This is a genomic window from Pseudomonas sp. NPDC089547 (assembly GCF_050280665.1).
In the GTDB taxonomy this organism is placed as follows: Bacteria; Pseudomonadota; Gammaproteobacteria; order Pseudomonadales; family Pseudomonadaceae; genus Aquipseudomonas.
Window position 1 is genome coordinate 145,716 of the sequence record NZ_JBNNVS010000009.1, and the last position, 14,554, is coordinate 160,269.

At 63.6% G+C, this 14,554-nt stretch carries 15 protein-coding genes and 1 pseudogene; 4 read left to right on the forward strand and 12 right to left on the reverse strand.

Annotated features, from left to right (window positions below; translation table 11 throughout):
* Positions 1-8 precede the first annotated feature (8 nt).
* Positions 9-467, reverse strand: a complete 459-nt coding sequence (locus ACQKPZ_RS09135) for an aminoacyl-tRNA deacylase (protein ID WP_427537066.1) — start codon at positions 465-467, stop codon at positions 9-11.
* A gap of 125 nt (positions 468-592) precedes the next feature.
* Here ACQKPZ_RS09135 and ACQKPZ_RS09140 point away from each other — a divergent pair.
* Together ACQKPZ_RS09140 and ACQKPZ_RS09145 are read left to right on the forward strand one after the other, a co-directional pair.
* Positions 593-1,162, forward strand: a pseudogene (locus tag ACQKPZ_RS09140) (NfeD family protein); the annotation flags it as partial.
* Between the two features lie 2 nt (positions 1,163-1,164).
* Positions 1,165-1,917, forward strand: a complete 753-nt coding sequence (locus tag ACQKPZ_RS09145; RefSeq protein WP_427537068.1) for a slipin family protein — start codon at positions 1,165-1,167, stop codon at positions 1,915-1,917.
* Positions 1,918-1,965: 48 nt separating this feature from the next.
* Here ACQKPZ_RS09145 and ACQKPZ_RS09150 read toward each other — a convergent pair whose 3' ends face one another.
* The 3 genes from ACQKPZ_RS09150 to ACQKPZ_RS09160 form a co-directional block, all read right to left on the reverse strand.
* The gene (locus ACQKPZ_RS09150; protein ID WP_427537070.1) at positions 1,966-2,598 is read right to left on the reverse strand and encodes a LysE family transporter; all 633 of its coding nucleotides are present in this window, start codon (positions 2,596-2,598) and stop codon (positions 1,966-1,968) included.
* Positions 2,599-2,786: 188 nt separating this feature from the next.
* A complete protein-coding gene (locus ACQKPZ_RS09155) occupies positions 2,787-3,374 on the reverse strand; it encodes a mechanosensitive ion channel domain-containing protein (RefSeq protein ID WP_391128627.1) in 588 nt (195 codons plus the stop codon).
* Complete coding sequence (locus ACQKPZ_RS09160; protein WP_427537072.1) at positions 3,374-5,284, reverse strand: ATP-binding cassette domain-containing protein; 1,911 nt, start codon at positions 5,282-5,284, stop codon at positions 3,374-3,376. Before ACQKPZ_RS09160 ends, ACQKPZ_RS09155 begins: the two co-directional genes overlap by 1 nt.
* A 50-nt stretch (positions 5,285-5,334) precedes the next feature.
* Between ACQKPZ_RS09160 and ACQKPZ_RS09165 the strand changes: the two genes are divergently transcribed.
* The gene (locus ACQKPZ_RS09165; RefSeq protein WP_427537074.1) at positions 5,335-5,817 is read left to right on the forward strand and encodes a TIGR02444 family protein; all 483 of its coding nucleotides are present in this window, start codon (positions 5,335-5,337) and stop codon (positions 5,815-5,817) included.
* Here ACQKPZ_RS09165 and ACQKPZ_RS09170 read toward each other — a convergent pair.
* Positions 5,793-6,899 (reverse strand): AlgP family protein, encoded by a 1,107-nt coding sequence (locus tag ACQKPZ_RS09170; protein ID WP_427537076.1) that lies wholly within the window; start codon positions 6,897-6,899, stop codon positions 5,793-5,795. The genes ACQKPZ_RS09165 and ACQKPZ_RS09170 overlap by 25 nt on opposite strands.
* A 380-nt stretch (positions 6,900-7,279) precedes the next feature.
* Here ACQKPZ_RS09170 and ACQKPZ_RS09175 point away from each other — a divergent pair, with 380 nt between their 5' ends.
* The gene (locus ACQKPZ_RS09175; RefSeq protein WP_427537078.1) at positions 7,280-7,918 is read left to right on the forward strand and encodes an FKBP-type peptidyl-prolyl cis-trans isomerase; all 639 of its coding nucleotides are present in this window, start codon (positions 7,280-7,282) and stop codon (positions 7,916-7,918) included.
* A 9-nt stretch (positions 7,919-7,927) separates the two neighbouring features.
* Here ACQKPZ_RS09175 and rsd read toward each other — a convergent pair whose 3' ends face one another.
* The 7 genes from rsd to ACQKPZ_RS09210 form a co-directional block, all read right to left on the reverse strand.
* Positions 7,928-8,398: a sigma D regulator gene (gene rsd, locus ACQKPZ_RS09180; protein WP_427537080.1), complete on the reverse strand. Its 471-nt coding sequence runs from the start codon at positions 8,396-8,398 to the stop codon at positions 7,928-7,930.
* A 231-nt stretch (positions 8,399-8,629) separates the two neighbouring features.
* Positions 8,630-9,136 carry a disulfide bond formation protein B gene (locus ACQKPZ_RS09185; RefSeq protein ID WP_427537082.1) on the reverse strand — a complete coding sequence of 169 codons (507 nt, stop codon included), beginning with the start codon at positions 9,134-9,136 and terminating at the stop codon, positions 8,630-8,632.
* 222 nt (positions 9,137-9,358) lie between these two features.
* Complete coding sequence (locus ACQKPZ_RS09190) at positions 9,359-10,597, reverse strand: heme biosynthesis protein HemY (RefSeq protein ID WP_427537084.1); 1,239 nt, start codon at positions 10,595-10,597, stop codon at positions 9,359-9,361.
* Positions 10,594-11,694, reverse strand: a complete 1,101-nt coding sequence (locus ACQKPZ_RS09195; protein ID WP_427537086.1) for a uroporphyrinogen-III C-methyltransferase — start codon at positions 11,692-11,694, stop codon at positions 10,594-10,596. The genes ACQKPZ_RS09190 and ACQKPZ_RS09195 overlap by 4 nt, the downstream gene beginning before the upstream one ends.
* A 45-nt stretch (positions 11,695-11,739) precedes the next feature.
* Positions 11,740-12,507, reverse strand: a complete 768-nt coding sequence (locus ACQKPZ_RS09200; protein WP_427537088.1) for a uroporphyrinogen-III synthase — start codon at positions 12,505-12,507, stop codon at positions 11,740-11,742.
* Complete coding sequence (gene hemC, locus ACQKPZ_RS09205) at positions 12,504-13,445, reverse strand: hydroxymethylbilane synthase (RefSeq protein ID WP_427537090.1); 942 nt, start codon at positions 13,443-13,445, stop codon at positions 12,504-12,506. Before hemC ends, ACQKPZ_RS09200 begins: the two co-directional genes overlap by 4 nt.
* 232 nt (positions 13,446-13,677) lie before the next feature.
* Positions 13,678-14,421, reverse strand: coding sequence for a LytR/AlgR family response regulator transcription factor (locus ACQKPZ_RS09210; protein WP_015268539.1), 744 nt, complete (start codon positions 14,419-14,421; stop codon positions 13,678-13,680).
* Between the last annotated feature and the right edge of the window lie 133 nt (positions 14,422-14,554).

Genomic DNA, 14,554 nt, shown 5'->3' on the forward strand with positions numbered 1-14,554 from the left:
TGAAAACATCAGCAAAGCTCGCGCACTTCGGCTTGAGGTACCAGCTTCATGAACTGCTCCATGCTCATGTGGATCAAGTGATCGTGGTCACCCGCCTCCAGGTAGACATCGCCTTGGCGGGTCAGGCTCGGATCGAGCAGCATTTTTATCTGGTAGGCATCGCCAAGGGCTGGTACGGCGCCGCGCTCGCAGTCATTGAACAGGCTCGGCAGGCCGCTTTCACGGGTCAGTTGCCAGGCGCCGGACGTGCGCACCTTGCTCATGTCCAGGTGCCGGTTGGCCGGCAGCACGGCCATGATGTAGTTGCCATGCCGGTCATCGAGCATCACCGACTTGGCGACCCGCTCGGCGGGCACACCGGCCGTACGGGCAGACTCCAGGCTGGTGGCCGAATGTGGATGGGGAATGATGTCGTAATCGCAGTTGGCCTTGTCCAGGCGGGCCTGCAGGGTCTTTGCCATACGCATGATGCACCTCCGGTTTCGCCCCCCAATCTTCAATTTTAGGCCTGGCAGCGCAAGGCAGGGCTAAACTTGTGTAATAGAAGCAAACGAGGTGACGACAGGTGATCGCGCGCTGCTGGCGCTGGTTGTTGCTGCTGGTGCTGCTTGGCATTGCGCCAGGCGGGCAGGCTGCGACTGTTGCCGGGGGCCACGCCGTAATGGCGGCCAGCGAACAGGCCGTGTTGGTCGTTCCGGTGAGTTTCGCCGGTGCTGCCCTGATCCTGCTGGGCCTCGCCTTCATGATTGCCGAGCTCGTCCTGCCCAATTACGGCGTAGTCGGGTTCTTCGGCCTCATCGCTTTCGTGGTCGGCGCATTGAGCCTGATCGACGCCGACGCCCCTGGCTTCAGCATGTCGTTGACCATGATCCTCTCCTTGGCGTTGCTTTTGGTAGTGCTGCTGGCCACAGTGCTGGGCATGGCCGTGAGGGCGCGCCGGCGGGCGTTGGTCAGCGGCGACGCTGGCCTGGTCGGTAGCCTGGCCACCGTGACCCAGGTAATGGCAGGCAACCCGTTCTCTGGCGTTGTGCTGGCCCAGGGCGAGCAATGGCAGGTGCAGTGCGCAACGCCGCTGCAAGCTGGCCAGAACGTGCGGATCACCGCGCGCCTCGGCGTCAGGCTGCAAGTGAGCGCTGCCGCGCCTGCGGCGCAAGGAGAATGAGCATGTTCATGCAAATGGGTCTCGGCGCAATACTGATCGTGCTGGTGATGCTGTTGCTGTCGGCCTTTCGCATCCTGCGCGAATACGAACGCGGGGTGGTCTTTCAGCTGGGGCGCTTCTGGCAGGTCAAGGGCCCGGGGTTGATCCTGTTGATTCCGGTGATTCAGCAGATGGTCCGGGTCGACCTGCGCACTGTGGTGCTGGATGTGCCGCCGCAGGATGTGATTACCCGTGACAACGTCTCGGTCAAGGTCAACGCGGTGCTGTACTTTCGCGTTCTAGACCCGCAAAAGGCGATCATCCAGGTTGAAGACTTCCTCGTGGCAACCAGCCAGCTGGCCCAGACCACGCTGCGCGCAGTGCTGGGCAAGCACGAACTGGACGAACTGCTGGCAGAGCGCGAGCAGTTGAACCTGGACATCCGCCAGGTGCTGGACGCACAGACCGATGCCTGGGGCATCAAGGTGGCCAACGTCGAGATCAAGCACGTGGACCTCAACGAATCGATGGTGCGTGCCATCGCCCGGCAGGCCGAGGCTGAACGGGAACGGCGGGCCAAGGTGATTCATGCCGAAGGCGAGTTGCAGGCATCGGAGAAGCTGATGCAGGCGGCGCAGATGCTGAGCAAAGAGCCGGGGGCGATGCAGTTGCGTTATATGCAGACGCTGGGGGCGATTGCCGGGGACAAGAGCTCGACCATCGTGTTTCCGTTACCAGTTGATCTGCTCAAGGGATTGGTGGACAGGCAGAAATAGCGTTCGCCCATTCGCGGGCTTGCCCGCGAATGACCGAGATACGGTGTATCAGATGGGCGCCCGGCGCAGGGTCGCCAGGAATGTTGCCGCACCAATGAACAACCCGGCAAAGGTCCGGTTCAGGCGCTTCTGTTGCCTGGGCGTACGCAGCAAGCGCAACACCCGCGAAGCCAGCCCGGTGTAACCCGCCATCACCAGCATGTCCACGCTGACCATGGTCACGGTGATTGCCACATACTGCGGCAACAGCGGCGCATGCGGGTTGAGGAACTGCGGCAGCACCGCCAGCATGAACACCAATGCCTTAGGGTTGCTGACGTTGACCAGAAAGCCACGGAACACCAGGCTCAGCGGTTTGCCGATCGGGCGGACGTCGGACTCATCGGCCATGTCCATCGGCAAGGCGCGCCACTGCTTGTAGGCCAGGTAGACGAGGTAGGCAACGCCGAACCATTTGATGATCTGGAACGCCGTGGCCGAGGCGGCCAGGATGGCGCCGACGCCAGCGGCGATGATGGCGATCTGCACGATCAGGCCTAGCTGCAGGCCCAGGGCATTCCAGTAACCACGCCAGAACCCGTATTGCAGGCCACTGGACATCGAGGCGATCGCCCCGGCACCGGGTGAAAGGCTGATCACCCAACAGGCGGCAAAGAAGCCCAACCATACTTCCATCGACATCACACACCTCGCTCGAACATATGTTGCAAACCGCTAAGCTAAGGTGTTGGTGAAAAAATAACCAGTAAATTTTGAGGAATTTCACGGCCTGTACCGGCCTCTTCGCGGGCGCGCCCGCTCCCACAGCTACAGTGCAGGCTTCGGGTTCTGTGGGAGCGGGCATGCCCGCGAAGAGGCCGGCACAGGTTTTAGTCGGCCTCCACAGGCGCCTCTTTGTGCAGGGCCTGCACCTCGGCCCCGCGCCAGCGCCGCACTGATTTCTGGAAGAACTGGCTATTGGGCACCTGCACCAGCGCCCCGCCCGCCTCGGGCATTTCCAGCAGGGTGGTGAACAGCAGGTTGATGGCGATCACACGGCCTTTGACGCCCGGCTTGTCGAGTGTATCGACCAGCTCGACCACATCGCCGATGCGAAACGGCCCAACCGTAAAAATCAGCACTGCGCACAGCAGGTTGGACAACACGCTCCACATGGCGAAGAACGCCACTGCCGCCACCGCGACGAAGCCTGACAATGCAGTCCACAGGACTGTCGCGGAAACACCCAGCCGCTCCAGCACAAACAGCAGCGCGCTGCCCATGATCAGCCAGCGTAAGCCACCGCGCACCGGCACCAGCAACTCTGGTGGCAGCGGGTAACGCTGACCCAGGCGGCTCAGCCCGCGCGCGATGATGCGCTGCAGGACGAAGGCCGCCACCAGGATCAACAGGATCTGCAAGCCCAACCAGAAGGTATCCATCCATTGCCCTGGCAGCAGCGAACGCAGTTCCTCCATCAGGACAGCGCCTCGAGCTCAGCCTGCATGCTTTCGAGCGTTTCCAGCGCTTCCATCCAGGCTTCTTCCAGCTCGCCTTCGCGTTGCTTGAGCTTGGTCTGGCGCGCCAGCAGGTCACGCAATTCGTCCTTGCGTGCGGCCTCGTAGAGGCCACCGTCACCCAGTGCGGTCTCGATCTCGGCCAGTTGCGCGTGCACCTGGTTAAGCTCGGTTTCCAGCTTGTCGGCGGCCTTCTTGTGCGGTGCCAGCTGCTGGCGCAAGGCCGCGGCAGCCTGGCGCTGGGCTTTCTTGTCGGTCTTGTCCGGGTTGACCGGCGCCGTACTGGCCGGTGCGCTGCGCTGGCGGTACTCGACCAGCCAGCGGCTATAGTCGTCCAGGTCACCGTCGAAGGTATCAACCTTGCCGTCGGCCACCAGCAGGAAGTCGTCGGTCGTGCTCTTGAGCAGGTGACGGTCGTGGGATACCACCACCACGGCGCCGGCAAACTCCTGCAACGCCATGGTCAGCGCCAGGCGCATTTCCAGGTCGAGGTGGTTGGTCGGTTCGTCGAGCAGCAGCAGGTTCGGCCGTTCCCAGGCGATCAGCGCCAGCGCGAGGCGGGCCTTTTCACCACCGGAGAAGTTCACCACCGGCTCGTCAGTACGGTCGCCATGGAAGTCGAAACCACCCAGGAAGTCGCGCAGGGTCTGCTCGCGCTCGGCGGGAGCAATACGCTGCAGGTGCAGCAGCGGGCTGGCCTTGTCGTCCAGCGAATCCAGCTGGTGCTGGGCAAAGTAACCAACAGCCAGGTTCTCGCCACGTACCAGGCGGCCCGACAACGGTTCCAGCTCGCCCGCGAGGTTCTTGATCAGGGTCGACTTGCCCGCGCCGTTAGGCCCGAGCAAACCAATACGTGCGCCAGGGGTGAGCTGCAACTTGACCTTGTCGAGGATGGCCTTGTCGCCATACCCCAGGCGGCCTTCGGACAGGCTCAACAACGGGCTGGAGATTTTCTGCGACTCGCGGAAGACGAAGTCGAACGGTGAATCGACATGCGCCGCCGACAGCTCCTCCATGCGCTCCAGGGCCTTGATCCGGCTTTGTGCCTGGCGGGCCTTGGTGGCCTGGGCCTTGAAGCGGGCGATGTACTTTTCCATGTGCGCGCGCTGCGCCTGCTGCTTCTCGTAAGCCTGCTGCTGCTGCGCCAGGCGCTCGGCGCGGGTGCGCTCGAAGGCGGTGTAGCCGCCCTTGTAGAGGTTGAGCTTGCGTTGTTCGACGTGCAGCACATGGTCGACCACGGCGTCGAGGAAGTCACGGTCGTGGGAGATCAGCATCAGCGTGCCGGGGTAACCCTTGAGCCAGTCTTCCAGCCACAGGATGGCATCCAGGTCCAGGTGGTTGGTGGGCTCGTCGAGCAACAACAGGTCGGACGGGCACATCAATGCCTGGGCCAGGTTAAGGCGCATCCGCCAACCACCGGAGAAGTCGCCGACGCGGCGGTCCATCTGTTCGTTGGTGAAGCCCAGGCCCGCCAGCAATTTGCGGGCGCGGGCGTCGGCAGTGTAGCCGTCGGCGCTTTCCAGCTCACTGTGCAGGCGCGCCAGGGCGGTGCCGTCGTGGGCCTGCTCGGCCGCGGCCAGGTCAGCCTGGACCTTGCGCAGGCGCACGTCGCCATCAAGCACATAGTCCACGGCCACGCGGTCGAGGGTATCGACTTCCTGGCGCATGTGGGCGATGCGCCAGTCGCCGGGCAGCTGGCAATCGCCGCCGTCAGGCGTCAGCTCCCCGCGCAGCAAGGCGAACAGGCTGGATTTACCGGCGCCATTGGCGCCGATCAGGCCGGCCTTGTGACCGGGGTGCAGGGTCATGTCGGCGCCGTCTAGCAAGCGCTGCGGACCACGCTGTAAAGTGAGGTTGGATAGTCTGATCATGATGGTCGCGGAGTCTATCAGCTTCCTCGGCCCATAGCGCGAGTAGAACCATGTACACCGACCTGTGGAATCACGCCCTGGCCCTGTATGCCAGGCCCGGCGTGGAAGCTGCTTGCCTGGAGCTCCAGGCGCAGGGTGGCGATGTCTGCCTGCTGTTGTGCGCAACCTGGCTGCAGGCGCGTGGCGTGGCTGTGCTGGATGAGCGCGCCCAGGCGTTGAACGAAATTGCCGGGCCTTGGCAGCGTGAAGTGGTCTTACCGTTACGTAGCCTGCGCCAGCAATGGCGAGCAGCAGCGCAGAATGATGTGCAGCTGGGAGCGATACGTGAACAGGTGAAGGGGCTGGAGTTGCAGGCCGAAAAGACCTTGCTGGAGCGGTTGCACGAGCGCTCGCGACAGTGGCCCGCAGACTCGGGTGGGGGCACTGACGACTGGCTGGCCCGGCTGGCGCCGGAGCCTGCCCGCCACCACGACGCGCTGACTCAGCTGCGCGTCGCGGCGGCTACGCTTCAGGATGCCGAAGACGGCGCCTGAGCCGGGGTGCTGGCGGGTGCCGAGGGCGCTACCGAAGCAGCCGGGGTGGCCGAGTTGGTTGCGGCAGCCGGGGTGCTGGCGGCAGGCGTAGCGGGTTTGGTTTCCGCTGGCTTGCTGGCAACAGGTTTGGCGGCAGCGCGTGCCGGGGCTTTGGCGGCAGCGGGTTTCGCGGCTGGTTTGGCTGCAGGTTTGGCCGCAGCAGTCGGTTTGGCAGCTGGCTTAGCGGCAGGCTTGGCAGCAGCGGTCGCCTTGGCAGCTGGCTTAGCCGCAGGCTTGGCAGCAGCAGTCGCTTTGGCAGCTGGCTTAGCGGCAGGCTTGGCAGCAGCGGTCGCCTTGGCAGCTGGCTTAGCCGCAGGCTTGGCAGCAGCGGTCGCTTTGGCAGCCGGCTTGGCCGCAGGCTTGGCAGCAGCGGTCGCCTTGGCAGCCGGCTTGGCCGCAGGCTTGGCAGCAGCGGTCGCTTTGGCAGCCGGCTTAGCCGCAGGCTTGGCAGCAGCGGTCGCTCTGGCGGCTGGCTTCGCGGCAGGCTTGGCAGCAGCGGTTGCCTTGGCAGCTGGCTTCGCCGCAGGCTTGGCAGCAGCGGTCGCCTTGGCAGCTGGCTTCGCCGCAGGTTTGGCTGCAGCAGCGGTTCTGGCCGCTGGCTTGGTTGCAGGTTTGGCAGCCGCTGGTTTGGTGGTTTTGGCAGCACGCGAATCCAGCGCTTTGGCTGCTGCTTCGCGAACCTTGCCTACACCCTGGGCCAGCTTGAGGCTGTCCTGAGCGTCTCGTTTGAGTTGCTGAATATAAGAGCGGGTCTGGGTTTGGCGTTCCTTGAGGGAGTCGAGCAGCCCTTCAAGTTCGCCAATGGCTTTTTGCGCTTTGGTCTGCGCCTTGGCTTTACCTGCCTTGGCCGCATCCTGCAATTTCAGGCGACCGGTGTGCAGTTTTTCCTGGGCTTTGCCACGCTGTTTTTCCAACTTGGCCAGCAGTTTTTCCGCATCAGCCAGCGCTTGCGAGCAGGCATCTTCCAAATGTTCGAGCAGGCTGCCCGAAAGTTGCTGGAGCAGGTGTAACGGCGTACTTACTGGCTTCTTTTTGGCCGACATGGTTTACCTCCTGGCTGACGAGATTGCGGCTCATACTATGCTTCTGCTGCTACCGCCGCTAGGGCATGTTGACCGTAATATTTACGCCGCGTTGCATGCCTGGGCAAAGTTGTTATCTTGCAGCTGCGTGAAAGTGTAGTTGCTGAATTAATCATTGCTGATATTTGGCAATTGCCTGACTTGCAGCACATCCCTTGTAGGAGCGGCCTTGTGTCGCGATGGGCTGCGAAGCAGCCCCGGGATTTCAGCGTCTGCGCAAATACTGATGGGGCTGCTTCGCAGCCCATCGCGACACAAGGCCGCTCCTACAAGGACCGCGAGCACACCATAGATAATCTAACGCTGGCATACTTCCCCGCTCATTGGCGCAGGAACTGACCATGCCTCGATATCTTGTTTTAGGTTTATGCCTGCTGGCCCCCATCGCCTTGGCCGACAGTGACGAACACGACCTGGCCTACAGCCTGGGCGCCAGCCTGGGTGAGCGCCTGCGCCATGAAATGCCGGGCTTGCAACTGGACGCACTGGTCGAAGGCCTCAAGCAGTCCTATCAGGGGCAACCGCTAAAGCTTGACAAGGCACGCATGCAGGCAGTGCTTCAGCAGCATGAAACACAGGAAAGTGATGCCGCCACGCAAAAATTGCAGGCAGCCGAAACACGCTTCATGGCCAATGAGCGTGGGCGTTATGGGGTACACGAACTGCCGGAAGGCGTGCTCTACAGCGAACTGCAGCCAGGCACGGGCGCGCAACCCAAGGCAGGTGGCAAAGTACAAGTGCGCTATGTGGGCAAGTTGCCGGATGGCTCGGTGTTCGACCAGAACCAGACGCCCCAGTGGTTCAACCTGGATTCTGTAATCGAGGGCTGGCAGGTGGCCCTGCCGCGGATGCACGCGGGCGCCAAATGGCGCCTGGTGATTCCTTCAGCGCAAGCCTATGGCGCCGAAGGAGCGGGTGACCTGATCGCACCCTATACACCCTTGGTATTCGAGATCGAGCTGCTGGCGGTTGGCGACTGACGCCAACCTTCAGGCCTCGACTGCGCCCTCTTCCTTGTGCGCGTTGTGCAGCACTTCGATCAGGCAGTCTTCCAGTTCGAAGCGCTCATGCAGCAGACCACCCAGCTTGCCCAGCTTTTCGGCGAAACGTTCGGTGTCCTTGCATTCGCCTTTCGCGCAATGGTCATTGAAGGCCAGGGCGATCTGGGTAATGTCGTTGATCCGCGGGTTGATCTCTTCGGCCAGCTTAAGCGCTTTCTCGTCATCGAAAGCCTTGGCCTCACTGACCAGCTGCTCGCAAACCTCGAAATGCCACGCCGAACAGTAGTCGACCAGCAGGCCGCAAAAATCCCCGTTGGTATCTTTGTCGGCAAAGGCCAGCTTTACATCGCGCAGCGCGCGAAAAGCCTGCACCAACTCCTGGCGCTCCTTCAGCCAACGGTCGATCAGGTCGTGAACCCCACCCCAGCGTTCCTGGGCATTCTGACAACTATCGAGCATGGCGATCTCTTCCCTTCTGGGTAGATGCCGCTGCACCTCGCACCACGACCGCGCAGCACAAAGGTGACATCAGCAGGACGGCATCGAGCAGTTGTATTTTCGGTATTCGTGCTGGGAGATTATTCCCGTGCGTGCTGCCCATCAAGGTACGCAGCAGACAAAGTTCATACAAGTGTTTAATACCCTTATACAGCGCCATTGGTCGCGCTATCGGCCCAGCCTTGCGCCAGGTCAACTTCTTGCCAGGCTGCGGAAACGATACGCCAGCAGGCAACTCAAGGGCAGCGCCGCCAACAGCAGGAAGGCCAGAAGGCTCCACTCGGGCAGCGTCAGGTCGAGAAAGCTCCAGGTCAGCGAGTTGCAATCCGGGCCACCCAGCAACAGTTGCCGTACCGCCTCGCCCCAGGACTGCTCGAACACTCGCCCGATCGGCACCGGGCATACATGTGTTGCCCCGGCGGCGCCCTGCAGCCAGACGTGCCGCGCCGCCAGCAGCGCCCCGCCCAGCGAGCAGCCCAGTGTTGCCTGCGCGTAACGGCGGATGCCCTGCGTGCCCGGCGCCTGCAGCACTGCCCCCAGGCACAGCAGCGCATACACGGCAAGCAGCACCCGCTGGCTGAAGCACAGGGGGCACGGCACAAGCCCTGGCATGTTTTCCAGTTGGAAAGACGCAGCCAGTACCGCCAGTGCGGCCAGGCAGGCAGGAACGAAAAATGTGCGTAAGCGGGCCGGCAGCATGGGCAGGGAAGGTCCCGGGGAAATGGTGGTGGCTTGAAACGGTAGAGGAAAGACGCACTTTGTTTCAAGGCGCGACAGTAACGACAAGTCGCTTAATCGTGTAGGAAATTTCCAGCAAAGCGGCAGGAGGTGCCTGAAGAAATGGCTTGCAGAGGTAACGTGCAGGCGTAGATCAGTTACCAACCCCCAAAGCCCGCGCCTTGGCGCGGGCTCTGGGGTAGGTCAGGCGCGCACGCCTTCTGGCAGCGGCAGGGCCAGCAGGCGTTCGTCCAGCAGGCCAAGGCCCTCCTGGAACAGCTGGTTGCTGCGCTCGGTTTCGCCCAGGCCAGCGAGCAGGCGGGCCAGTTCGGCACAGGCCTCAGGGTTACGTTCCATGCGCAGGCTGCTTTCCAGATAGTCACGCGCCTTGCCCCAAAGGCGGTTCTGCAGGCTGAGCCGGCCCAAGGTCAACAGCAGGCTGGCATCTTGCGGGTGAGCCTTGAGCCAGCCTTCGGCGGTTTGCAACTGGCGCGCCGGGTCATCACCACGCACCAGGCCGTACAAGCGGGCCAGGTGGCTTTCGTAGTCGCGCTTGAGGGCCGTGCGCAGTACTTGCTCGGCCTCGCTCTGTGCACCCACCTGGCGCAATTGCTCGGCGTAGGCCAATACCAGCTGTGGTTCCTGGCGCTGCGCCGCGGTCAGTTGCTGCCAGGCGCGCTCCAGGGCTTGACGTGCACTTTGCGTGTCTTCGCCACGGGTGGTGGCCAGGCTCAGGTTCTGGCCCCAGGCACGCTGCTCCAGGGCAGCCAGCTCGGCGGGCGGCAGCACTTTGCCCTTGCGCAGGTCTGGAAGCAGGCGGATCAACGCCGACCAGTCGCCCCGCTCCAGGTGCAGGCGCTGCAGCAGGCGCAATACCTGGCCGTTGTGCGGGTGGCGCTCCTGCATGGCCAGCAGGGTTTCCAAAGCACCTTCACTTTCACCACGGTCCATCTGCAACTGGGCATGGGTCAGGGCAATGGCAAGTTCCGCTTGCGGCTGGCGCTCCAGCGCACGCTCCAGCAGGTTGTCGCTGTCTTCGCTGCGGCCTTGCTCGTTTGCTGCACGCGCAGCACCGAGGTAGTAAAGCAGCGGCTGGCGCTCGGCCTCGGCGGCACGGTGCAAGTGGCGTTGCGCACTGGCCCAGCGGCCTTCGGCGAGGTCCAGCTGGCCTTGCTCGATGGCCACGCGGATACGCCGGCTGCGGTTGCGCCGCGACCACGGGTTGACCACGCCGCTGGAGGTCAGCACCAGGCCAACCAGGTAACGCAACAACCACACCAGTGCGACCACGGCCAGCAGGCCGGCCAGGGCCGCCCACAGCCCCGACTGATAGCGGAAGCTTCCATAGGAAACCAGCACATAGCCGCTGTGTTTGGCGACCGCGATACCCAGCGCTGCGGCAACCACAATCGCCAGCACGGCCAGCAGGTAGACACGCTTCATGGCTTGCCCCCTTCAGCGTCGGCCGGCAGGTGACGGCGCTGAATGTAGGCCTGCACGGCCGCCAGGCTTTCGCTGAGGTCGGGGGTTACCACCGACACGGGTTGATCGGCCAAGGCATTGAGGCTGTCGAGCATGGCCTTGCTTTGCGGGTTGTCGGCATTGAAGTTGGCCAGCAGCACGCTGCGGGCGTCGTCCAGCGCCTGGGTATAGACCTTGGCGTCACCATTGAGTGCCGCCCACTGAGCCTGCTCGATGGTCAGGCTCAAGGCCAGGCGCAGCTGGTTGAGCTGCTGCCCGGCCAGCAGCGGCCGCACGTTGTCATCGGCATTGAAGTCGATCTGGAAGTACTTGGAGATTTCTGCCCACCACTGCGACAGGCGGCTGGCACCATCACCGTCAGAGGTCAGGGCGCCAAGCGCATCGGCGTTGCTGGCGAACTCGGGCGACTGGGCACTGAGCTGCTGCACCAGCTCGCGCTGTGCAGCCAGTTTCAGGAACAGGCCGGTACGGTCCGGTTGCTGGGTGCTGTTGAGCGTGGCCAGGCTGCGCGCCAATTGTTCGCGGGCGGCAAAGGCACCTGGGTCGCTCTGCTCGCGCAGGATTTCGTCGGCACCCTCGACCAGGGCCTTGGCACTGGTGATGTCCTGCAGCGCCGACAGGCGCAGTGTGGCCAGGCGCAGCAGGTGCTCGGCCTCGGCCAGGCGCCATTCCTTGCGGCTCTCGCCCAGTACGGTTTCCACCCGCTGGCTAAGGCGCTGCTGGTCGCCTTGCAATTGCGCTACCAGGCGGCGGCGATCTTCCAGCTCGCTGGCAGCCGGCAGGCTGGCCAGTTGCGCACTGATCTGCTGTTCGCGCTGCTGCAGGGCCTCGGCGCGCTGGTTCAGCGCCTCGATGTGCTGGCCCTGGTTGAACTCACTGCCTTGCAGTTGACGCACCTGCCAGACACCCCAGCCACCTACCGCCACCCCGGCAGCGCCCAGCAGCAAGGCCAGTGCTGCCAGGCCAGTGCCGGAGCGCTTGGCAGGTGGGGGGGTGACGGGTTCTGCCGGCGCCTGTGCCGACGGCTGATCGTTATTGGACAAGACAGTCTCGCTCACGTATCCATCCTTTGCATGGGGGCGCATCGCGTTCAGCTTAGCGCCTTAAGAGGCAGGTGCAGCGCTGCGCTGCACGGCTGCCAGCAAGGCCGTGGCACTGGCGCCACGGCAATCCACAACCTGTTGGGCCCCGGCGGCCCTGGCCTGATCGGCGACCCGAGGGCTGGGCACGAACAGCGGCAGCTGTGCCAGCTGCGGCCAATCGGCGCCGGCCAGCTGCTGCAGATGTTCAAAACCCTGCCCACTGCTGACCACCAGGCCATTGAGGCGTTCCGCTTCGATGCGGCGCACCAGGGTGCCTGCCGGGTACGCCGGCAGGCAGCGACGATACAGTTCCAGATATTCGACACTAGCACCTTGCTCTGCAAGACGCTCTGCCAGCAGTTCGCGACCTCCGACCCCGCGCACGATCAATACACGCGGCGCAGGCACGGCAACTGCCTGGCGCAGGGCCGGCAGCGCCAGCAAGGCTTCGCTGTCATCACCACGCTCGGGAACGCTTACCCCCAACCCGGCACCCTGCAACACCGCCGCAGTCGCCTCGCCCACGGTGAACCAGCCTTGCAGTGGCGGTTGCAGGCCGGCATCGGCCAGTTGCTCAAGCAACAGCCGAGCAGCCGGCTTGCTGACGACGATGATCGCCTGAAAGCCTTGCAAGCCTTCGAGCAGCAGGCGTTGCCGCGCCTCCAAGGCCACGGGTTCTATCGCCAGCAGCGGCATGCAGCAACTGCCTACCCCCGCTGCCGCCAGGCTTTGTGCCAGCGCCGCGCAGTCCTCGGCAGGCCGGGTCAGCAACAGGCGCCATTGGCTCACGGCTGACCAGCCTCGCCGTAGACTTCCTTGAGGATGGCCTCGGCGCCCTGGCCCAGCAGGTCTTCGGCCACCTGTACGCCCAAGGTCTCGGCAGCCGCGCGAGGGGCACGGGCATCGGCCACCAACAGGGTGCCGCCGCTAGGCTGGCCGACCAGGCCACGCAGCCACAGTTGGTCACCTTCGAGTACCGCGTAACAGGCGATCGGTACCTGGCAGCCGCCATTCAGGCGTTTGTTCAGGGCACGTTCGGCCACCACCCGGTCGGCAGTATCGGCATGATGCAGCGGGGCCAGCAGTGCATGGATCTGGATGTCGGCGCTGCGGCATTCGATGCCCACCGCACCCTGGCCACCAGCGGGCAGGCTGTCGTCGACGCTGATGGTGGAAGTGATGCGGTCTTCGAAGCCCAGGCGGATCAGGCCAGCCGCAGCGAGGATGATGGCGTCGTACTCACCGGCATCCAGCTTGGCCAGGCGGGTATTGACGTTGCCCCGCAGGAATCGGATTTGCAGGTCTGGGCGGCGTGCCAGCAACTGGGCCTGGCGTCGCAGGCTGGAGGTGCCGACGATGCTGCCGGCAGGCAGCGCTTCCAGGCTGTCAAAGGTGTTGGAGACGAAGGCATCGCGCGGGTCTTCACGCTCGCAAATGCAGTACAGGCCCAGGCCTTCGGGGAAGTCCATGGGAACGTCCTTCATCGAGTGCACGGCGATGTCGGCTTCGTTGTCCAGCAGGGCGGTTTCCAGCTCTTTGACGAACAGGCCCTTGCCGCCGATTTTCGCCAGCGGTGCGTCGAGCAGCTTGTCACCACGGCTGACCATGGGCACCAGGGTCACCAGCAGACCGGGGTGGGCCTGCTCGAGGCGGGCTTTGACGTATTCGGCCTGCCACAGGGCCAAGGCACTTTTACGGGTGGCAATGCGGATTTCGCGAGTGGACATGGAACGCCCCGATCCAGAGAAATGCCGCCGATGATAACAGCATCGCCGGTATCGCTAGCAGATACGGATCAACAGGCCATGCGCAGTCTGGTGTAGGAGCGGCCTTGTGTCGCGATGGGCTGCGCAGCAGCCCCGGCAATTCTTGCGGCAAAGCTGGGATCCCGGGGGCGCTTCGCACCCCTTTCGCGACACAAGGCCGCTCCTACACGGGGACCGTGCAAATCGAAGGACCTCAGAGGGTTTGCATCATTTTGCGCACACCGGCCACATGCCGCCGGCTGACAGTAAGGGCGTCGCCATCCAGGCCCTTCAGGTACAACTGAAAATGCCCCAGCGGGGTGCGCTGCAGGCGTTCGATGCGTTCGCGCGCCACCAGCGCATTGCGGTGGATACGCACGAAGCGTTCGCCAAACTCGTCTTCCAGAGCCTTGAGCGGCTCGTCGAGCAGCACTTCCCCAGCCTCGTGGCGCAAAGTCACGTACTTGTGGTCGGCAATGAAATAGATCACCTGGGGCAAAGGGATCAACTCGATGCCTTTGCGCGTACGGGCACTGATGTGGCTGCGTGGGCCGCCACCCTCATTGGCTGGCCGGGTGAGCGCCGCCAACTGGGCGCGATTGGGTTTTTCGGCCTTGCGCAAGGCATCGCGCAGCGCCTGGGCCTGGAAAGGCTTGGTTACATGGCTGAGGGTGCTGTCCTTGAATGCCTCGGCACCGTATTCATCATCCCCGGTGCAAAACACCACCGCCGGCGGCGCCTCGCGTTCGCACAAACGTGCGGCAACCTGCAGGCCATCCAGGCCTGGCATGCCGATGTCCAGCAGGACCACATCGGGCTTGAGGCTTTCGATCAGCGCCAGGGCCTCCTCGCCGTTGGTGGCGCTAGGCTCCAGCACGGTGTAACCCTCCAGTTCGCCGAGCAGCCGGCTGAGGCGTTCACGGCCTTGGGGTTCGTCATCAACGATCAGGACATTCATAATTGCGCTGGATTCCTGAATGAGTCTCGCACAGGTATAGCGTAGACAGGTGTGGTTCGAGCGACACTGCGGTCACGCTCTAGACCGGTGCGATGGCCAAAGATTCACTCGGCCGGCAGATTCACTGCCAGTC